The following is a 17,506-nucleotide window of genomic DNA, read 5'->3' as shown; positions in this document are numbered from 1 at the left end:
GTCGGACACGGCCTCAAATCACGCTGTCCCAGGGCGCGGACAGGCGCACGGCGGCGTTGATCACGCCCACCATCGAATAGGTCTGCGGGAAGTTGCCCCACATCTCGCGCGTTTCGGGGTGCGTGTCTTCGGACAGCAGGCCCAGCGGGTTGCGCGCGGCCAGCATGGTCTCGAAGATGGCGCGGGCCTCGGCCTTGCGGCCGATGCGCGCCAGCGCGTCGATGCGCCAGAAGGTGCAGATGTTGAAGGCGGTCTCGGGCTTGCCGAAATCGTCGGCCGCCTCGTAGCGGCGCATGTAGGGGCCGTCGCACAGGCTCTTTTCCATGGCCTCCACGGTGCTCACGAAGCGCGGGTCCCTGGGGTCGATGAGGCCAACCTCGGCCATCAGCAGCACGCTGGCATCGAGTTCATGGCCGCCAAAACTCTCGGCGAACGCCTGGCGCGCTTCGCACCAGGATTTGTCGAGGATCTCGGCGCGCATGCGGTCCGCATGCTGCTGCCAGTGGCTGGCGCGGTCTGCCAGTTGCAGGGTGGCGGCGATCTTGGCCAGCCGGTCGCAGGCCGCCCAGCTCATCAGCGCGGACGAGGTGTGCACCCGGGCGCGCGTGCGCAGCTCCCACATGCCCGCATCGGGCTGGCCATAGACGCGCACCGCGTTCTCGCCCACCTGCTCCAGCCGCGTGAATTCGGCCAGGCCCGCGCGGTGCAGCAGGCGGTGGTCGTGGAAGGCCTGGGCCGCGCCCAGCACGATGTTGCCGTACACGTCATGCTGGAAATGCTCGGCCGCCTGGTTGCCCACGCGCACGGGGCCCATGCCCCGGTAGCCCGCCAGCTGGGGCACGAGGCTTTCGGGCAGGTCGTGCTCCAGGCCAATGCCGTACAGCGGCTGGATGTGGCCGTCGCCGCCTTCCACCACCACGTTGCTGAGCCAGCGCAGGTAGTCCTCCATGGTGCCGACCTCGGAGATGCTGTTGAGCGCGCGCACCACGAAGAACGCGTCGCGCAGCCAGCAGAAGCGGTAGTCCCAGTTGCGCCCGCTGTGGGCGGATTCGGGGATGCTGGTGGTCATGGCCGCCACGATGGCGCCCGTGTCCTCGTACAGCGAGAGCTTGAGCGTGATGGCCGCGCGGATCACCGCGTCCTGCCACTCCAGCGGCACGGCCAGGGCGCGGGTCCAGTTGCGCCAGTACGAGGTGGTTTCCTGCTCGAACAGGCGGGCGGTGTCGGCGATGCCCTCCACCAGCGTCTCGTCGGCTCCCAGCAGGAAGTTGTGCTCGCGCGTGAGCACGAAGGCCTGGCCCGACAGCACGTGCGAGACCGGCGCATCGGTGGACAGGCGCAGCGTCATGCCCTCGCCTACATAGCGGATGTGGTTGCTGCCGCGCGTGATCCGGGGTTCCGTCTGCCCCCAGTCGTAGCGCACCTTGAGCGCCACGCGGATGCGCGGCGCGCCCTGGATGGGGCGCACCCGGCGTACCAGCGTCATGGGCCGGAAGTAGCGCGAGCGGCTGTAGAAGCGCGGGGCGAAGTCGGTGATCTCGATGCCGTGGCCGGCCTTGTCGAACAGCTGCGTGCGCAGGATCGCGGTGTTGGGCTCGTACCACTGGTGGGCCGAGGCCAGGTCTTCCAGTTCGACGGCGAAGTGGCTGCCCTCATCGCCGGGCTGCAGCAGGGCGTTGAAGACCGGGTCGCCGTCGAACCGGGGCAGGCAGCACCACACCATGCGGGCGTGGTCGTCGATCAGCGCGCTGATGGCGCAGTTGCCAATCATGCCCAGGTTCAAGGACCCGGGCTGGGGTTCGGTGGCTGGCGTGTTCATCGTTCGCGCTCCCAGGTGGTGCGTGCAGAAGACAGCCAGCCGCGCAGCGCGGCGGATGTCATGCAGCGGTGTTGTGCCATGGTCGGCCCCTCGCCGACCTTGATGCCCCATCCCCCCAGCGCCTGCACGGCGGCAAAGCCGGCCTCGTCGGTGACGTCGTCGCCCACGAAGACCGGCGTGCGGCCCGCGAACGGCGGCTGGGTCATGAAGTCGACGATGGCCTGGCCCTTGTGGACTCCACGGGGCTTGACTTCAAAGACACATTTGCCGCGCAGCAGTTCCACGCCGTCCAGGTGCTGCATCGCGCGCACCAGGGTGTCGTGGCACAACGCTTCCAGCGGGGGGGCCAGGCGGTAGTGCAGGGCCACGCTGGCGCGCTTTGCCTCCACCAGCAGGCCGGGGTGCCGCGCCGCGAGGTTCCGCGCGGCCTGCAGGACGGGCGCCAGGTCCGGCGGCTCGATGGCGGGGTGGGAGGTGTCGCCCAGGCGGTATTGCGCCCCGTGTTCGCTGGCCAGCGGCAGGCGCAGCGGCGCGAGGAATCCATCGATGTCGGACTCGGGCCGCCCGGTCACGATGGCCAGCGCCCCCCCCAGATGGGCATGCAGGGACGCCAGTGTGGGAACCAGGCCGGAGGCTACGCGCACCGCCTCGGGGCGCGGTGCCAACTCGGTCAGCGTGCCGTCGAAATCGAGAAAAAGCGCATGGGCAGTTGTCAGTAACGGGAGCAGCTGCATGGGGCAGGACCTTAGCAGATGGCGCTAAACCGCCTCCCGTGGAAGGGGGCTTTGGCCGTGGTAATCGTGCGTAACTTCCTGCCACTGGCCGTGCGCGGGTTTGCGCCGGGCGAAGAGTTGCCGGCCGCGGCTTGAAATGCCACGCCTTGGCCGCACTGTGCAGAAGGAAGCGATCCCCTTACCCCTCCACCCACCACGTCCACCGCATGACCGACGCCCTGCACATCGTCTGCCCGCACTGCCACACCACCAACCGCGTGCAAGGTGCCGACCTGGCCAGCGCGCCCGACTGCGGCAAATGCCACCAGCCCCTGTTCGCGGGCGCGCCGCTTGCGCTCGACGCCGACACTTTTGATCGCCATGTGGGCCGAAGCCACATCCCGGTGCTGGTCGATTTCTGGGCGCCGTGGTGCGGGCCATGCCGGCAAATGGCCCCGGCGTTCGCGCAGGCCGCCCGCGAGCTGGAGCCGCGCGTGCGCCTGGCAAAGCTCGACACCGAAGAGCACCAGGCGATCGCGGCGCGCTATGCGATCCGCAGCATTCCGACCATGATCCTCTTCCAGCAGGGGCGCGAGGTGGCGCGCATCTCGGGGGCGCTCGGCGCGGCGGACATCGTGCGCTGGGTGCGGACGGCGGCGGGCTAAAAAAAGCCCACGCGTCAGCGAATTCCGAGCGCCCGGTCGAGCGACACCTTGCCCGCGCCGCGCCCCGCCAGGTACAGCAGCAACCCCGCCCATGACAGGTGCGTGGGCCAGGCATCGGGGTAGACAAACACCTGGATGACCAGCGTCATGCCGAGCAAGGCCAGTGCGGACAGGCGCGTGCACAGGCCCAACACCAGAAGGACAGGGAACACATGTTCGGCCACGGTGGCCATCTGCGCAGCCAGCTCCGGCGCGATCAGGGGCAGCCGGTACTCCTCGCGGAAGAGCGCATGGGCGCTGTCGGAGAGGGTGAACCAGCCCTCGACCTTGGTGCGCGCCGATCGCCAGAAGATGCCCGCCACCGCCACCCGGTTGACCAGGGCCAGCAGGCCGTGCGGGGTGAGGCGGGCGGCGGCATCGGCCAGCCGTGCCAGCAGCACGCGGGGGCCCTTGGCGGGGGCGGTGGGGAAGTGGGTGGTTGTTGCCATGGGGGCTCCTCAGCCTGTGTGTGAAGGGGGCTGGACCAGGGCGCCCGCGTCCAGCAGGGCGCCCATCAGCGCGGCAAGATCGGTGGCGGGGTCGGTGGCCAGTGCGCAGGTGGCGGCAGCCTCCAGGGGCAGGCCCCCGGCACAGGCGTCCAGCAGGGCCATCCCCGGACGCGATAGGGGGCGCCATGCCACTTCGGCCCGGGGCCGGGTGAGCAGGCCGCCATCACCCACCCAGGCCAGGTGCGTGGGGATGTCCAGGCCATCGCGGTGCCTTTGCCATAGGGCGTAGGCGGGGTGTTCGTCGCACCAGGGCCAGCGCGCTGCGGGGTGCGGCCGCAGCCGCATGCCGGGCAGCGCACCGGGCGCTTGCCGGGCCCACCAGCCACGGTCCACGGCGGTGGCATCCGCCGCCAGGTGGCATTCGGTCCAGCAGCGGTCCAGGCGCGCCACCGCGGGCAGGTAGGGCAGCCCGGCGGCCGGTTCGAACCCGGCCAGAAAACCGCCAAACCCCGCGCCGTAGTCCATCAGCAGCCCGTCACGGGGCGGCCGCGCACGGGCATACACCCCCGCTGCCGCGCGGAACCAGTCTTCGCCCACCAGCTGGCACACCGTGGGGTAGCTGGCCTGCAGGGCGTCGATGCAGCCCTTGAGCACGGTGTTGCGGTACACGGCAAAGCCGGGCTGGGCCTCCAGGGCCGCTGACCACGCGGTGGCCGGGGCACGGCCGGTGCCGAGCACGGCGGCCGAGAAACCGTCCTGAAATTCGGTCAGCTGCATGCGGCCTCCCCGGCGTGCGCGGCCATGAGTGCGTGGTGGACCTGGTCGCGCTCGCCCAGCAGTTCACTGAAGCCGGGCAGGTTGCCATCGCGCTCGATGAGGGTAGGGATGGGACCTGTGCGCTCGATCACGCGTTGGTACAGCGCCCACACGGCGGGGGCCACCGGGGCGTCGTGGCTGTCGATGAGCAAGGCGTTGCCATGCACCGGGTCGGCGTGGTGGCCCGCCAGGTGAATCTCGGCCACGGCGTGCAGAGGGAATGCGTCGAGGTAGGCCTGCGCGCGCCAGCCCAGGTTGTTCGCGCTGACATGGACGTTGTTCACGTCCAGCAGCAGGCCGCAGCCGGTGCGGCGCACCAGCTCGGCCAGGAATTCGGTTTCGGCCCAATCGTGGCCGTCGATGTGCAGGTAGTGCGTGGGATTCTCGATGGCGATGGGCCGCTGCAGCACGTCCTGCGTGCGGGCGATGTTGCCAGCGATGCGGTGCAGCGCCGCGTGCGTGCGGGGAAACGGCAGCAGGTCGGGCAGGTACTGCCCGCGCCAGCGGGACCACGCCAGGTGTTCGGACACCAGGACGGGTTCCACGCGCCGCGCCAGTGCGGCCAGGCGGGCCAGGTACGCTGTGTCGGGCGGTTCATCGGCAGCGAGCGACAGGGACACGCCATGCAGCGCCACGGGGTGGCGCGCGCGGATGGCTTCCAGCCAGGCCAGGCGCGGGCCGCCGTCGGCCAGGTAGTTCTCGGGGTGCACCTCCCACCACAGGCCGGGGGCGGTGCACCGCAGCGCCTCGTCGTAGTGCGGGGGCTTGAGGCCCAGGCCAGCGGTGGGAAGCGCCATGGCCTCAGGCCTTGGCGGGTGTCAGCGAACCCATGCCCTTGGGCGTCCTGATCGATGCGCAGGTGCCCGCGGGCACGAACTTCCAGGCGTTGCCCTGGTAGTCCATCTTCGAGGTGCCGGCGCAGGTGGTGCCGGGGCCGGCGGCGCAATCGTTCTTTCCGGCCATCGAGACGCCGTAGCACTTCTCCATGGCGGGCTTGGCGCCGTCCATCGGGGCGGTCTGGGCGATGGCGGCGCCAGAGGCCAGGGCGGCAAGGGCCAGGGCGCCGAGGCTGAGGGTGCGTGTGGTCATGGTGGGATCTCCAAGGGTTGAGGGTTGCATCCGACCGGGGCGCTGCACGAAGGTGGATTCCAGCTGCCCGATCTGCGTTGTAATTCGCGCAGTGCGGCGGGCCGGTTACGGTGCTGCGCAAAAAAATGCGGTGGCAGTGCAAGAAAATTTTTTGCGGTGCCTGTAACCCGTTGGCCCCGGCATACGAATTGCCTGCAGGGAGACGCCATGGAGATTGTGGAAGAGCGCCTGCGCGGTTTGCTGCTGCAGGGGCTGGATGCCGATGCAGCCGCTTACCAGCGCTTTCTGAAGGAGCTGAGCGCGCACCTGCGCGCCTTCCTGCGCCGCCGCCTGGCGCAGCGGCCCGATGAGGTGGAGGACCTGGTGCAGGAAACATTGCTGGCGGTGCACAACCAGCGCCACACCTACCGGCCCGAGATGCCGGTGACGGCCTGGGCGCATGCGATTGCGCGCTACAAGCTCATCGACTGGCTGCGTTCGCACGCCGTGAAGGAAGGGCGCAACGACCCGCTGGACGATGCCAGCGAGCTGTTTGCCAGCAGCGACAGCGAGGCCGCCGAAGCCCGGCGCGACCTGGGGCAGCTGCTGCGCACCTTGCCGGACAAGCAGCGCCTGCCGATCGAGTACGTGAAGCTGGAAGGTCTGTCGGTGATCGAGACGGCGCGCCTCACGGGGCTGTCGGAGTCGGCCGTCAAGGTCGGCGTGCACCGGGGGCTCAAGGCCCTGGCCGCCAGGATGAGGGATATGACTCACGCAAAACAGGGCTTGCGCAAATCCCCCGCCACGGCCGACGGGTCGTTGGCGCGTCCTGATTTGCGCAAGTCCCAGGAGGAATGGCATGAAAACCGATGAATTGATCCACCTGCTGGCCGCTGATGGCGGACCGGTGCGGACCACCGCGATAGAGCAACGGTTTGCCGTGGCCGCCGCCGTGGGCATTGCCGGTGCCGGGGTGCTGATGCTGGGCCTGTTCGGCCTGCGCCCGGACCTGCCGGCGACCCTGGCGCAGCCCATGTTCTGGGGCAAGCTGGTGTTTGCCGCTGCACTGGCCGCCGCCGGGCTGGCGCTGCTGCGCCGCATGGCCCGGCCTGGCATGGCGGTGCGGCCTGCGGCGCTGCTGCTGGCGGTGCCGCCGCTGCTGCTGTGGGCCCTGGCCTTGCTGGCCCTGTCACAGGTGACGGCGGCGGAGCGGGTGCCGCTCATCCTGGGCAGCACCTGGCGCACCTGTCCGTTCAATATCGCCGCGCTGTCGGTGCCTGCGCTGGCCGCGGGCTTCTGGGCCCTCAGGGGTGCCGCACCCACGCGCCTGGCCTGGACGGGCGCGGGTGCCGGCCTGCTCGCGGGCGCGCTGGGCGCGCTGGTGTATGCCCTGCATTGCCCCGAGATGGCCGCGCCGTTCCTGGCGGTCTGGTACCTGGCGGGCATGGCCATCCCGACGGCGCTGGGGGCCGTGCTGGGGCCGCGCCTGCTGCGCTGGTAGCCGCTATCGGCGCAGGCCCGGCGGCGGGCCGCCGCTCAGGCCGCCACCCGCCTGTTGTAGGCGCGAAAGACCGTGTCCAGCGTCCATCCCAGCGATTCATACAGCGCCTGCGCGGCGGTGTTGGTGTGCGCCGTGGTCAGGTCCATGCGCACCTTGCCGTGGGCGCGGGCCGTGGCCTCGGCGGCCACCAGCAGGCTGCGCCCGGCGCCCGCCTTGCGCGCCGTGGGGGCCACGAACAGGTCGTACAGCGTGTAGATGGGCGCCGCCTCCACCGAGCAGAACGTGGGGTACAGCTGGCAAAAGCCCACTGCCGCCCGGGACGCGTCCTGCGCCAGCAGGATCACCGACTCTGCGCGCTCCAGCCGCTCCGCAATGAATGCCCGTGCTCCGGCGAGGTCCGGCGCCTGCTCGTAGAACTGCCGGTAGGCATCAAACAGCGGGGCGATGGTGTCGGTATCGGCCGGGGTGGCCAGGCGGATGTGCACAGTGGTCATGGAGGCGTGGAGAGGGCCGCGGGGCGCGAAAATGCGCCCCCGGGGCTGGCAAGAGGCGCACCCCGGAGGGGGTGCGAGCGGACGCGGATTGTAGGCAGGGTTCTGCCCGCGCTGTGGCGGCGTTTTGCGCGGGGTCAGTCAGCCTCGCTGCGGGGGTGTTGCCACCGCGCCACCGCCGCCACCCGCGCCTGGTGGATCAGCGTGCCCACCTGCGGGCCGCTCAGGCCCTTGGCCGCCGCCTGCGCGGCAATGTCGCGCGTGGCCACCGACTGCACGGCACCCAGCACGGCCAGGAGCCGGGGGCGTTGCGGGTAAGCCGATTCCTCGAACCCCAGGCGCCCGCGCGCATCGCATTCGCAGGCCAGCAGGATGTCGGCAAAGCGCGCAGGCTTGCGAATGGCGTCGCAGCGCTCCAGCAACCGCACCAGGGCGGCGGCCGACAGCTCGTTGCTGCGGTGGATGTGGCCGTGCTCGCGGGCCACCACCTCGGCCGTCTCGCGGCAGTCCACGGGCACGCGCAGACGCTCGGCCACGTCCTTGAGCAGCGCGGCGCTGCGCTCCTCGTGCCCGATGTGGCGCGGCAGCACGTCGGCGGGCGTGGTGCCCTTGCCCAGGTCGTGCGCCAGGCAGGCAAAGCGCACCGTCAACGGGGATTGCAGGCGGGCGGCCATGTCCAGCACCATCATCAGGTGCACGCCCGTGTCCACCTCGGGGTGGTACTCCGCCCGCTGGGGCACGCCCCACAGGCGCGCCACCTCGGGCAGCAGCACCTGCAGCGCGCCGCACTCGCGCAGCACCTCGAACATGCGCGACGGCTTTTCTTCCATCAGCCCGCGCGCCAGCTCCTGCCACACGCGCTCGGCCACCAGGTGGTCCGCCTCGCCATGCTGCACCATCTCGCGCATCAGCTGCATCGTCTCGGGCGCCACCGTGAAGTCGGTGAACCGCGCCGCAAACCGCGCCACGCGCAGGATGCGCACCGGGTCTTCGCGAAAGGCATCCGTCACGTGGCGCAGCACCCGCGCCGCGATGTCTCTGGCACCAAGATAGGGATCAAATAGGCCTGTGGCGCTTGTCCCATCAGCGCTGCTAGCTATCGCATTGATAGTAAGGTCGCGGCGCGACAGGTCTTCTTCCAGTGTCACGTCGGGCGAGCTTTGCACCACAAAACCCCGGTAGCCCCGCCCGCTCTTGCGTTCGGTACGGGCCAGCGCGTACTCCTCGCGCGTCTCGGGGTGCAGGAACACGGGGAAGTCGCGCCCCACGGGCAGGTAGCCCAGCTTCAGCATCTGCTCGGGCGTGGCGCCCACCACCACCCAGTCGTGGTCGTTCACGGGCCGGCCCAGCAGCTTGTCGCGGACGGCGCCGCCCACCATGTAGATTTGCATCGGTGTAGTTTAGGCCGGGCCCCCGGCCGTATATTCCAGCCCACCATGCCCCTATCGTCCGACCTCACCATTGCCCAGCTCAACCCCGACGGCAGCGTGCCCGTACCCACGGCGCCCGACGCAGCCGCCAACGCTGCAGCGGAAGCCCTGCAGCGCGAGGTGCAGTTCGAAGCTTTGAAAGCCAAGGTGGACGACCTGCAGGAGATCCTGGCCAAGCCGCTGAATGAAATCCTGGCCGATCGCGACAAGTTCAAGGAAGCGATGGCCGCATGGGATGCCTTTGGCGCGATGTGGATGCTGTCGCAGCGCGCCATGAAACGCGTGGCGCTCGACCTGGCCGCGCAGCAGGGGGTGAGCGAAGAGGACGTGGTGGCGCGTGCGCTGGCCTATGCCAACCAGGTGCTCAACGCGCAAGAGGAGGACCTGGGCGGCACCGTGGCCCCCGCCCAGTTGGCGCACATCGCGCGGCACAAGCCGTTTTTGCGCAAGCAGTTTCGGTAGCGTGGCCGGGCTGCCCGTGCCCGTTCAGCTGAACACCGGCCTGAAAAAACTCCGCTCGTAGCTCACGATGCAGCCCGTTTCCTCGGCGTAGCGGAACGCCGCCTGGCATTCCGCATCCTGCATCGACTGCTGGCGGTACACCTCGTAGGCCGCCAGGCTCTCGAACGTGAACAGCGCCAGCGCGATGTTGTTGGCGCCCTCGCTGGGCATGAAATAACCGTGGTGTTTACCGCCGAACTTCTCGACCAGCGGGATCCACAGTTTTCCGTAGTGCTCGAACTCTTTCAACTTGCTGGTGTTGAGCACGTAGCGCAGGTAGATGGTGACGGCCATGGCGCTGCTCAGCCTTGCGTGTGGCGCAGGCGGTAGGGCTCTTCGAAGTCCAGGAAGTCCTTCTCGGCCAGGGCCTCGTCGATCCAGGCCTTCACGCCGGGCAGGGCGCGCACGCGCTGCACGTAGTCGGCGATGTGGGGTGGCACGGGCAGGGCGTAGGTGTGCAGGCGCATGCACACGGGGGCGAAGTAGGCGTCGGCCACGGTGAATTGGCCGAACAGCATGGGGCCGCCATGTTCCTGCAGCAGCGCGCTCCACATGTCCACCAGCCGCTGCACATCGGCGCGCACGCCGGCCTGGTCGCGCCAGATCAGGGCGCCGGTGTCGGCCAGGTTCGCCTCGATGTTCATGGGGCAGTGGCTGCGCAGGGCGGTGAAGCCGCTGTGCATCTCGGCGCAGATGCTGCGGGCGCGTGCGCGGGCCTTGGCATCGGCGGGCCAGAGCTTTTGGACGGGGTGGGTTTCGGCCACGTATTCGGCAATCGCCAGGGTGTCCCACACCACCAGGTCGCCGTCGACCAGCACGGGCACCTTGCCCGTGGGGTTCACGGCGCCGATGGCGCGCTTGAATTCTGAATTGGCTTCGAAGCTGTCGAAGCGCACGCGCACTTCCTCGAACACGATGCCCGCCTGCTTGAGCAGCACCCAGGGGCGCATGGACCAGGACGAGTAGTTCTTGTTGCCGATATAGAGCTTGAGCATGGGGCACCTGCCGATGGAAATCAGAGAAAAGAAAGCCAGTCCGCCATGCTAGCGGCAGTGGCGCGCGCCAGCGATGCGAAAACGCGGCCCCAATGATGCGCGGCACGCATCACGGGCCGTGCGGGCCCTGTTGGCGGGTCAGACCGGCCAGACCACGCCGTTGTCGTTCAGGATGGCATCGAGCGGCAGGTCGAACGCTTCGGGCTCGAAGTCGTCCAGGTAGCCATGGGTGAAGCCCAGGCCCACGGTGAACGGCTTGGGCTGCAGCGTGGCCAGGGTGCGGTCGTAAAAGCCGCCGCCATAGCCCAGCCGGTAGCCGCCCGGCGCGTAGCCCACGCAGGGCACGAAGAGCAGGGTGGGCACGATGACCTCGGTGTCCTTGGGCTTGGGGATGCCGTAGGCGTCCTCCTCCATGGGGCAGCCGGGGTACCAGGCGTGGAAGGTGAGGGTCTTGTGCAGCTTGTTCACCACCGGCAGGCCGATGCGGCGCAGTTGGGGTTCATCGAGCAGCTCGCCGTCTTCCTTCCAACGGTGCAGGGCGGGCAGGGGGTCGAATTCGCCCTTGATGGGCCAGTAGGCGCCGATCACGGTGTCGGGCCGGTTGACCAGCCAGATGCGCATCACCTGCTGTAACAGGTCGGCCCGCTGTAGGCGGTCGGGCAGGTTGAGGCGTTCTTCTATCAACGCGCGCCGAAGGGCTGCTTTGTCCATCAGATAATTCCCCCATGCAATTTCTCAGAGCGATTCTGACACCCCTTGTCGCGGCCAGCCTGCTGGCCGCCACCGCGCCCCTTGTCATGGCGCAAAACCGTGGTGACGATACCCTGCTCGAAATGCAGCAGGCCTTCCGCAAGGGAGACCGCAAGAAACTCGAGCAGCTCCTGCCCGCCGCACGCGGCCATGCGCTGGAGCCCTGGGCGGCCTATTGGGAGCTCAAGCTGCGCCTGGGCGAGGCGTCGCCATCGGAGATCCAGTCCTTCCTGCAGCGCTACGCGGGCAGCTACCAGGAAGACCGCCTGCGCAACGACTGGCTGCTGCTGCTGGGCCAGCGGCGCGACTGGGGCCAGTTCGCCGAGCAGCATCCCGGCTACCGCATGTCGGACGACCGCGAGGTGCGCTGCTACGCACTGCTGATCGACCAGATCAAGGGGACGGCCAGCCCCACGGTGGCCGAGGACGTGCGCAGCAACTGGTACGCCCAGCGCGATGGCGACGACGGCTGCACCCACGCGGCGCGGGAGCTGCATGGCTACAAGAAGCTGTCGGCCCTGGACATCTGGCGCAAGGCCCGCCTGGGCGTGGAGGCCAACCGCCCCCGCGTCGTGCGCACGGCGGTCGAGATCGTCTCGCCCGAATCGCTGCCGCAGGTCAAGGAGGTGCTCGACGCGCCCGCCAAGTACCTGCTCTCGCGCGCCACGGCCGCCGGCAAGGCCAGGCAGGAACTGGTGCTGCTCGCGCTCCTGAAGCTGGCCACCACCGACCCGGAAGGCGCTGCCCACCAGCTCGACAGCAAGTGGGGCGTGCACCTTTCGTCCGAGGAGCGCAACTGGGCCTGGGCCGTGATCGGCAAGACCGCCGCGCAGAAGCTGGCCAGCAACGCCCACGGCTACTTCGCCAACGTGACGCGCGACAGCGACCTGAACGACGACCTGCTGGGCTGGAAGGTGCGGGCCGCGCTGCGCGCCGGCCAGTGGAAGACAGTGGGCAAGGCCGTGGACGCCATGGGCCCCGAGGCGCGCCAGGAAAGCACCTGGGTGTACTGGAAGGCGCGCTCGCTCCTGGCGGGCCGCGTGACCGACGCGGAGCGCGCCGAGGCGCGCCAGCTGCTCGAAGGCATTGCCAGCACGCGCGGTTTCTACGAGCAGCTGGCGCTGGAAGAACTGGGCCAGCGCATCACCGTGCCGCCCGCGCCCGCGCCGCTCACGCCGGAAGAAAAGGCGGCAGCCCGCGCCAACCCGGGCCTGAACCGCGCGCTGTACGCCATCCTGCTCGGCCTGCGCAGCGAGGGCGTGCGCGAGTGGAACTACACCACCAACCTGCACCAGAGCGGCGGCATGGCCGACCGCGAGCTGCTGGCCGCCGCCGACTTCGCGTGCCAGCGCGAGGTGTGGGACCGCTGCATCAACACCAGCGAGCGCACCAAGGCCGTCGTGGATACCACGCAGCGCTTTCCCACGCCGTTTCGCAGCGCCGTGGTGGAGCGCGCCACCGGCATCGGCCTGGACCCGGCGTATGTCTACGGCCTGATCCGCCAGGAAAGCCGCTTCATCATGGATGCGCGCTCCCACGTGGGCGCCTCGGGCCTGATGCAGGTGATGCCCGCCACGGCGCGCTGGACGGCCAAGAAGATCGGCCTCGCCAACTTCACGCCCGACCAGATCAACGACCGCGACACCAACATCACCATCGGCACGGCCTACCTCAAGCTCGCGCTGGACGATTTCGCTGGCTCCATGCCCATGGCCGCCGCCGCCTACAACGCCGGCCCCGGCCGCCCGCGCAACTGGCGCAACGGCCCGGTGCTCGACGCCGCCATCTGGGCCGAAAACGTGCCCTTTGCCGAAACGCGCGACTACGTGAAGAAAGTGCTGGCCAACACCACCAACTACGCCGCCATGCTCACGGGCCAGCCCCAGTCGCTCAAGAGCCGCCTGGGCACCATCGGCCCGCGCGATGCGTCCGCGCCCGAGGTGAACAAGGACCTTCCCTGACACGGGGAGGGGGTGACTGCCGCATGGGATTGCTATAAAAACATGAGCTGCCGGCGCTTTGGTGAAAAGCGGTGGAGCCCATTGGAATCAAAAACTACGGAGGGAAGCGAGATGAGCGATGCCAAAAAGATGGCGGCCCGTGCCGCCATGGCGGTGGCGGTGATGGCCATGGTCCTGGGCACCGGTGCCCAGGCGCAGCCGGTCTACAAATGGGTGGATGCCGAGGGCAAGACCCACTATGGCTCCCAGCCGCCGCCGTCCAAGCAGGATGCCGAGCCGCTGAAGCTGCAGGGCACCAACGGAACCGGTGGCGCCGGTGCGAGCGGCAAAGGGGGCGGCAAGCCCGGCAGCGTCCAGTACAACGCGGACGGCACCAAGAAGATTCCCAAGGACGTGCAGGAGTTTGCCGAGGGGGCCACGAAGGCCCTGGGCACGGTCGACAGCAAGCAGGTGCCGCTGAACTGCCAGGCCGCCGTGGGCAACATCCACGACCAGGCCGACTCCATGCTGGAAGTGGGGCAGAAGAATGTGCGCGATGGCTACATGGCCCAGGCCGACTTCGACAAGACGGCGCCCAAGATCCGCGAGGCGAAGGGCAAGTACAGCGTGTCGGACTGCCAGGGCGCGTCGGGCAACAAGAAGTCGTTCTACCAGTGCATGTCCAGCAGCTACAACCACGTGATGGGGTGCGACAAGCAGTACAAGCATTGAGCCTGCCGTGAGGCGCCGCGCGCCTTCCCGCAGGGGGGGCCCGCGCTGGCCGGACGCCGCCGGGCCACGTGCGGTGGCGCGGCCGCCTGCAGCCGCCCCCGCGCTGCTTACACGTTGTGCAGCACCTCGCCCTGGCGCAGCGCGGCGCCGGAGCGCACCAGGTCATCGGCCAGGCTGCGCAGCCACTCGGCCTGCGTCTGCTCCGCGAAGTAGCGCTCGCGCAGCATCCCGAAATAGGGCGTGGCCTCGGCCCAGGCCGTGAGGTCGGCCATGCTGATCTGCTGCCACTCCAGCAGCTTGTACTTGAGCAGCACCTTCGCGGCGTAGAGCGCGTGCTTGGCCGGGTTGCGCACGAAGCCGTCCAGGCGCCGGCGCGCGCCGTCGATGGCGCGGGGCGCATCGGCAAACACCGGCCCGTGGCCGGGGATCACCACCTGGGGCGAGAGTTTCTCGATCACGTCCAGCGTGGCGCCCACCTCGGCAAAGGCATCGTCGCCTTCCAGCTCGGGAAACACCACGCCAAAGCCGCTTTCCCAGAGCGCATCGGCCGAAATCAGCACGCGGCCCTGGGGCTCGAACAGCACCACCGAATGCGGGTCGTGCCCCGGGGCGGCATGCACCTGCCAGGGCTTGTCGCCCAGCAGCACGCAGGAGCCGGGCGTGAGCAGCGTGTCGGCCCGAAAGGGCGGGCATTCCTGGCCCGTGGGGGTGTAGCTCAGCGCATAGGCGTCCCATTGGCGCACATGGTCCGCCTGGCCGGGCGGGATGGCCGTGAGCACGCCCGGCCAGGCCTTTTGCAGCGCGGCGTTGCCGCCGCAGTGGTCGCTGTGCAGGTGGGTGTTGAGCACGCGGTCCAGCGGGCGGCCGGCCAGCGCGTCACGCACCAGGGCGACGGTCTGCTCGGCATGGCTGCAGTAGCCCGTGTCCACCAGCGCGGTGTCGTGGTGGCCGATGAAGAGAATGTTGTTGGCCGACAGCCAGCCGCGTTCGAGGACGGTGATTTCGGGGGGCAGGAGGTCGTGGGGCGCGGTGGTGGGCATGGGGGCGGGAATTCGATGGCGTCGGTGGCGGGCATGCGTGCCGCGCCGTGGGCTGCTGCCCAGCGTACCGCAGGTGGGGGCCGCCCGAAGCCCTCCAAAACCCGCAAACAGCTTCTCCGCCTCGTGGCCCCGCAGGCCCAGCCTGTATCAGAACGTCACACCCGCCACCAGGATCACGTTGGCGTATGGCGTGCACTCCCCCGTGCGCACCATCACGCGGGCCTGCTGGGTCAGGCGCTTGAAGTCGTCGTGGGGCACGGCCTGCGGCTCCACCGGGAGCTGGCACCAGCCGGGCAGATGGCCTGCGCCGCGCTCCACGGCCTCGGTGGCGATCACGGCCTTTTCCACCTGCATCTCCGACAGCACCACGCGCAGCACGTCGGCCACGGCCGGGATGCCCGGGGTGAGCGCCAGGTCGATGCGGCGGGGGCCGGGCGGGATGGGCAGGCCCACGTCGCCGATCACCATCATGTCGCCGTGGCCCAGGCTGGCGATGGCGTGGGAGAGTTCGGCATGCAGCAGGGTGGTGCGTTTCACAGGGCGATCCAGTCGGGAGGCAGGGGGCTGTGCGCCACGGCGGCGCGGGTGGGGATGGAGGGCTGGGCGCCCGGCTGCGTCACGCACAGCGCGGCGGCGCGGATGCCGTCGCGCACGCCGGCATCCAGGGGCTCGCCGCGCGCAAGCGCCACGGCCAGCGCGCCCAGGAAGGTGTCGCCCGCCGCCGTGGTGTCCACGGCCCGCACCACCCTGCCGGGGTGGTGGCGGCTGCCGGCAGCGTCGGCGGCCACGGCGCCTGCCGCGCCCAGCGTCACCACCACCTGGGCCGGGCCCTTGGCGCGCAGGGCTTGCGCGGCCTTGGCTGCTTCCACGGGCGTGGTCACGTTCTGGTCTGCCAGCGCCGTGGCTTCCAATTCGTTCACCACCAGCGTGTGCACCAGCGGCCACAGGGCTTCGGGCAGGGGCTGGATGGGCGAGGGGTTGAGCACCACAGGGCAACCAGCGGCATGCGCCATCTCGGCGGCGGCCAGCACCTGGGGCAGGGGCGTTTCAAACTGCAGCACCAGGCCGCCTGCGCCTTGCAGTGCGGTGCCCAGCGCGGCGGCATCCAGCACAAAGCGGCCATTGGCGCCCGGCACGACCACGATGCGGTTTTGCCCGCTGGCCTCCACGGTGATGGCGGCCACGCCGGTGGTGGTTTCTGTGTCGGTTTGCACGCCGCCGTGGTCGATGCCGTCGGCGTCAAGCCCCGCGCGCAGCGTGTGGCCGTAGCCATCGTCGCCCACGCGGCCAAACAAGGCCACCCGGGCGCCCTGGCGGGCGCAGGCCACGGCCTGGTTGCCGCCCTTGCCGCCGGGCACCAGGTGCAGGGCGTCGGCCAGCACGGTCTCGCCGGGGCCGGGGGCGTGTTGCACCTGCAGCACCAGGTCCATGTTCAGGCTGCCGACCACGGCGATGCGCGGCACGCGCGCGGCGGAGGCGCTCATGCGCGGGTCTCCAGGGCGGGCGGCGCGGTGGAGGCGCGCACGCGCAGCTCGGGCTGCAGCATCACCTTGCGCGCGTCCTGGCGCTTGCCGTCGATGCGTTCGAGCAGCATGTCCACCGCCAGCGCGCCGATGCGCTGCTTGGGCTGGGCCACGGTGGTCAGCGGCGGGCTGGTGAAGGCGGCCAGCTCGATGTCGTCGAAGCCCACGATGGACAGCGCCTCGGGCACGCGCAGGCCCCGTTCATGCGCGGCGCACAGCGCGCCCATGGCCATGAGGTCGTTGCAGACGAAGACGGCGGTGGGCGGCGTGTCCGCGCGCAGCAGGGCGTGCATGGCGTCGTAGCCGCCCTGGCTGGTGAAGTGGCCGTTGCACAGCATGGGCGCCTCGCCGCGGGCATCCGCAGCCGCGGACAGGGCGGCGCGCCAGCCCGCGATGCGCTGCTCGCTCGGCACCAGGCCCTCGGGGCCGCTGATGCACGCGATGCGGCGGTGCCCCAGGTCCAGCAGGTGCTGCGTGGCGAGCTGCCCGCCTTGCATGTGCGCGGTCTCGACGAGGTCGCAGGGCTGTTCGGCGATCTCGATCTCGCGGTCCACCAGCACGGTGGGGATGGACAGGCCCGCCAGCTGTGTGGGCAGGGTGGCGTCATGCCCGGTGGAGACGACGATGAGTCCGTCGATGCGCCGCTCGGCCAGCACCTGCAGGTAGGTGCCCTGGCGGTGCGCCTCGTCGTTGGTGTTGCACAGGATTAGGTTGTAGCCCGCGCCGAAGCAGCGGTCTTCCACGCTGTGCACGATCTCGGCGAAGTAGGGGTTGGAGCTGTTGGGGATCAGCATGCCCAGCGTGCGCGTGTTGTTGCTCTTGAGGCTGCGCGCGATGGCGCTGGGCACGTAGCCCAGCGCGCGGATGGCTTTTTCGACGCGCTCGCGCCCCTCGGGGCTCACGCGGCGCGTGCCGTTGACCACGTGCGACACCGTGGTGACCGACACGTCGGCGTGGCGCGCAACGTCCTTGATAGTGGCCATGGGAAGAAGAAAAAAATTGGGAGGAGAGGAAGTCGGTGGGCAAGGAGGGAG

21 protein-coding genes are annotated in these 17,506 nt (G+C 69.8%); 6 read left to right on the top strand and 15 right to left on the bottom strand.

Annotated features, from left to right (window positions below):
* Positions 1-13: 13 nt before the first annotated feature.
* Together AC07OC_RS21345 and otsB are read right to left on the bottom strand one after the other, a co-directional pair.
* Positions 14-1,819, bottom strand: a complete 1,806-nt coding sequence (locus AC07OC_RS21345; RefSeq protein WP_218340545.1) for a glycoside hydrolase family 15 protein — start codon at positions 1,817-1,819, stop codon at positions 14-16.
* The gene (gene otsB, locus AC07OC_RS21340; RefSeq protein WP_218293129.1) at positions 1,816-2,553 is read right to left on the bottom strand and encodes a trehalose-phosphatase; all 738 of its coding nucleotides are present in this window, start codon (positions 2,551-2,553) and stop codon (positions 1,816-1,818) included. The genes AC07OC_RS21345 and otsB overlap by 4 nt, the downstream gene beginning before the upstream one ends.
* 206 nt (positions 2,554-2,759) lie before the next feature.
* Between otsB and trxC the strand changes: the two genes are divergently transcribed.
* Positions 2,760-3,197 carry a thioredoxin TrxC gene (trxC, locus tag AC07OC_RS21335; RefSeq protein WP_218293130.1) on the top strand — a complete coding sequence of 146 codons (438 nt, stop codon included), beginning with the start codon at positions 2,760-2,762 and terminating at the stop codon, positions 3,195-3,197.
* 14 nt (positions 3,198-3,211) lie between these two features.
* Here trxC and AC07OC_RS21330 read toward each other — a convergent pair whose 3' ends face one another.
* Genes AC07OC_RS21330 through AC07OC_RS21315 form a run of 4 tightly spaced genes read right to left on the bottom strand, consistent with a single transcriptional unit; the run spans position 3,212 to position 5,590 of the window.
* Entirely contained in the window at positions 3,212-3,685 is a 474-nt protein-coding gene (locus AC07OC_RS21330) for a DoxX family protein (protein WP_369641324.1), read from the bottom strand.
* 9 nt (positions 3,686-3,694) lie between these two features.
* Positions 3,695-4,462 carry an HvfC/BufC N-terminal domain-containing protein gene (locus AC07OC_RS21325; protein ID WP_494602144.1) on the bottom strand — a complete coding sequence of 256 codons (768 nt, stop codon included), beginning with the start codon at positions 4,460-4,462 and terminating at the stop codon, positions 3,695-3,697.
* Positions 4,453-5,298, bottom strand: a complete 846-nt coding sequence (gene bufB / locus AC07OC_RS21320) for an MNIO family bufferin maturase (RefSeq protein ID WP_494602142.1) — start codon at positions 5,296-5,298, stop codon at positions 4,453-4,455. The genes AC07OC_RS21325 and bufB overlap by 10 nt, the downstream gene beginning before the upstream one ends.
* A 4-nt stretch (positions 5,299-5,302) precedes the next feature.
* On the bottom strand, positions 5,303-5,590 hold the full coding sequence (locus tag AC07OC_RS21315; RefSeq protein ID WP_492246353.1) for a BufA1 family periplasmic bufferin-type metallophore: 288 nt from the start codon (positions 5,588-5,590) through the stop codon (positions 5,303-5,305).
* 207 nt (positions 5,591-5,797) lie between these two features.
* Between AC07OC_RS21315 and AC07OC_RS21310 the strand changes: the two genes are divergently transcribed.
* Together AC07OC_RS21310 and AC07OC_RS21305 are read left to right on the top strand one after the other, a co-directional pair.
* On the top strand, positions 5,798-6,442 hold the full coding sequence (locus tag AC07OC_RS21310) for a sigma-70 family RNA polymerase sigma factor (protein ID WP_218293135.1): 645 nt from the start codon (positions 5,798-5,800) through the stop codon (positions 6,440-6,442).
* The gene (locus tag AC07OC_RS21305) at positions 6,429-7,070 is read left to right on the top strand and encodes an NrsF family protein (protein WP_218293136.1); all 642 of its coding nucleotides are present in this window, start codon (positions 6,429-6,431) and stop codon (positions 7,068-7,070) included. Before AC07OC_RS21310 ends, AC07OC_RS21305 begins: the two co-directional genes overlap by 14 nt.
* A gap of 35 nt (positions 7,071-7,105) precedes the next feature.
* Here AC07OC_RS21305 and AC07OC_RS21300 read toward each other — a convergent pair whose 3' ends face one another.
* Both AC07OC_RS21300 and AC07OC_RS21295 read right to left on the bottom strand, forming a co-directional pair.
* The gene (locus AC07OC_RS21300) at positions 7,106-7,564 is read right to left on the bottom strand and encodes a GNAT family N-acetyltransferase (protein WP_218293137.1); all 459 of its coding nucleotides are present in this window, start codon (positions 7,562-7,564) and stop codon (positions 7,106-7,108) included.
* Between the two features lie 134 nt (positions 7,565-7,698).
* A complete protein-coding gene (locus AC07OC_RS21295) occupies positions 7,699-8,952 on the bottom strand; it encodes a multifunctional CCA addition/repair protein (RefSeq protein ID WP_218293138.1) in 1,254 nt (417 codons plus the stop codon).
* 45 nt (positions 8,953-8,997) lie between these two features.
* On the opposite strand from AC07OC_RS21295, the gene AC07OC_RS21290 reads away from it, so the two are divergent.
* Positions 8,998-9,453: a hypothetical protein gene (locus AC07OC_RS21290; RefSeq protein ID WP_494602139.1), complete on the top strand. Its 456-nt coding sequence runs from the start codon at positions 8,998-9,000 to the stop codon at positions 9,451-9,453.
* A gap of 24 nt (positions 9,454-9,477) precedes the next feature.
* On the opposite strand, the gene AC07OC_RS21285 is transcribed toward AC07OC_RS21290, so the two are convergent.
* The 3 genes from AC07OC_RS21285 to AC07OC_RS21275 form a co-directional block, all read right to left on the bottom strand.
* Entirely contained in the window at positions 9,478-9,786 is a 309-nt protein-coding gene (locus tag AC07OC_RS21285; protein WP_492254562.1) for an NIPSNAP family protein, read from the bottom strand.
* 8 nt (positions 9,787-9,794) lie between these two features.
* A complete protein-coding gene (locus tag AC07OC_RS21280; protein WP_494602137.1) occupies positions 9,795-10,487 on the bottom strand; it encodes a glutathione S-transferase family protein in 693 nt (230 codons plus the stop codon).
* Between the two features lie 138 nt (positions 10,488-10,625).
* Positions 10,626-11,198, bottom strand: a complete 573-nt coding sequence (locus AC07OC_RS21275) for a 5-formyltetrahydrofolate cyclo-ligase (protein WP_218293142.1) — start codon at positions 11,196-11,198, stop codon at positions 10,626-10,628.
* Positions 11,199-11,212: 14 nt separating this feature from the next.
* Here AC07OC_RS21275 and AC07OC_RS21270 point away from each other — a divergent pair, with 14 nt between their 5' ends.
* Both AC07OC_RS21270 and AC07OC_RS21265 read left to right on the top strand, forming a co-directional pair.
* Positions 11,213-13,198 (top strand): lytic transglycosylase domain-containing protein, encoded by a 1,986-nt coding sequence (locus AC07OC_RS21270; RefSeq protein ID WP_494602135.1) that lies wholly within the window; start codon positions 11,213-11,215, stop codon positions 13,196-13,198.
* A gap of 111 nt (positions 13,199-13,309) precedes the next feature.
* Positions 13,310-13,909 carry a DUF4124 domain-containing protein gene (locus AC07OC_RS21265; protein ID WP_494602133.1) on the top strand — a complete coding sequence of 200 codons (600 nt, stop codon included), beginning with the start codon at positions 13,310-13,312 and terminating at the stop codon, positions 13,907-13,909.
* A 107-nt stretch (positions 13,910-14,016) separates the two neighbouring features.
* Here the strand turns inward: AC07OC_RS21265 and AC07OC_RS21260 are convergent, their stop codons facing one another.
* The 4 genes from AC07OC_RS21260 to AC07OC_RS21245 form a co-directional block, all read right to left on the bottom strand.
* On the bottom strand, positions 14,017-14,949 hold the full coding sequence (locus tag AC07OC_RS21260) for an MBL fold metallo-hydrolase (protein WP_218293145.1): 933 nt from the start codon (positions 14,947-14,949) through the stop codon (positions 14,017-14,019).
* Between the two features lie 147 nt (positions 14,950-15,096).
* Entirely contained in the window at positions 15,097-15,486 is a 390-nt protein-coding gene (rbsD, locus tag AC07OC_RS21255) for a D-ribose pyranase (protein WP_494602130.1), read from the bottom strand.
* On the bottom strand, positions 15,483-16,433 hold the full coding sequence (gene rbsK / locus AC07OC_RS21250; RefSeq protein WP_494602128.1) for a ribokinase: 951 nt from the start codon (positions 16,431-16,433) through the stop codon (positions 15,483-15,485). Before rbsK ends, rbsD begins: the two co-directional genes overlap by 4 nt.
* A complete protein-coding gene (locus tag AC07OC_RS21245; RefSeq protein ID WP_218293149.1) occupies positions 16,430-17,455 on the bottom strand; it encodes a LacI family DNA-binding transcriptional regulator in 1,026 nt (341 codons plus the stop codon). The genes rbsK and AC07OC_RS21245 overlap by 4 nt, the downstream gene beginning before the upstream one ends.
* Positions 17,456-17,506 lie beyond the last annotated feature (51 nt).

The sequence above is a fragment of the Acidovorax sp. GW821-FHT10E04 genome, from assembly GCF_059415185.1.
Note: the sequence above shows the minus strand (reverse complement) of the source record. Positions and strands in the feature narration are given on the sequence as shown.

Bases quoted from the DNA above. Each gene is read 5' to 3' on its own strand.
- otsB (WP_218293129.1), bottom strand. From the start codon at position 2,553: ATGCAGCTGCTCCCGTTACTGACAACTGCCCATGCGCTTTTTCTCGAT.
- AC07OC_RS21345 (WP_218340545.1), bottom strand. From the start codon at position 1,819: ATGAACACGCCAGCCACCGAACCCCAGCCCGGGTCCTTGAACCTGGGC.
- trxC (WP_218293130.1), top strand. From the start codon at position 2,760: ATGACCGACGCCCTGCACATCGTCTGCCCGCACTGCCACACCACCAAC.
- AC07OC_RS21245 (WP_218293149.1), bottom strand. From the start codon at position 17,455: ATGGCCACTATCAAGGACGTTGCGCGCCACGCCGACGTGTCGGTCACC.
- AC07OC_RS21270 (WP_494602135.1), top strand. From the start codon at position 11,213: ATGCAATTTCTCAGAGCGATTCTGACACCCCTTGTCGCGGCCAGCCTG.
- AC07OC_RS21300 (WP_218293137.1), bottom strand. From the start codon at position 7,564: ATGACCACTGTGCACATCCGCCTGGCCACCCCGGCCGATACCGACACC.
- AC07OC_RS21295 (WP_218293138.1), bottom strand. From the start codon at position 8,952: ATGCAAATCTACATGGTGGGCGGCGCCGTCCGCGACAAGCTGCTGGGC.
- bufB (WP_494602142.1), bottom strand. From the start codon at position 5,298: ATGGCGCTTCCCACCGCTGGCCTGGGCCTCAAGCCCCCGCACTACGAC.
- AC07OC_RS21330 (WP_369641324.1), bottom strand. From the start codon at position 3,685: ATGGCAACAACCACCCACTTCCCCACCGCCCCCGCCAAGGGCCCCCGC.
- AC07OC_RS21315 (WP_492246353.1), bottom strand. From the start codon at position 5,590: ATGACCACACGCACCCTCAGCCTCGGCGCCCTGGCCCTTGCCGCCCTG.
- AC07OC_RS21275 (WP_218293142.1), bottom strand. From the start codon at position 11,198: ATGGACAAAGCAGCCCTTCGGCGCGCGTTGATAGAAGAACGCCTCAAC.
- AC07OC_RS21290 (WP_494602139.1), top strand. From the start codon at position 8,998: ATGCCCCTATCGTCCGACCTCACCATTGCCCAGCTCAACCCCGACGGC.
- AC07OC_RS21260 (WP_218293145.1), bottom strand. From the start codon at position 14,949: ATGCCCACCACCGCGCCCCACGACCTCCTGCCCCCCGAAATCACCGTC.
- rbsK (WP_494602128.1), bottom strand. From the start codon at position 16,433: ATGAGCGCCTCCGCCGCGCGCGTGCCGCGCATCGCCGTGGTCGGCAGC.
- AC07OC_RS21280 (WP_494602137.1), bottom strand. From the start codon at position 10,487: ATGCTCAAGCTCTATATCGGCAACAAGAACTACTCGTCCTGGTCCATG.
- AC07OC_RS21285 (WP_492254562.1), bottom strand. From the start codon at position 9,786: ATGGCCGTCACCATCTACCTGCGCTACGTGCTCAACACCAGCAAGTTG.
- AC07OC_RS21265 (WP_494602133.1), top strand. From the start codon at position 13,310: ATGAGCGATGCCAAAAAGATGGCGGCCCGTGCCGCCATGGCGGTGGCG.
- AC07OC_RS21305 (WP_218293136.1), top strand. From the start codon at position 6,429: ATGAAAACCGATGAATTGATCCACCTGCTGGCCGCTGATGGCGGACCG.
- AC07OC_RS21310 (WP_218293135.1), top strand. From the start codon at position 5,798: ATGGAGATTGTGGAAGAGCGCCTGCGCGGTTTGCTGCTGCAGGGGCTG.
- AC07OC_RS21325 (WP_494602144.1), bottom strand. From the start codon at position 4,462: ATGCAGCTGACCGAATTTCAGGACGGTTTCTCGGCCGCCGTGCTCGGC.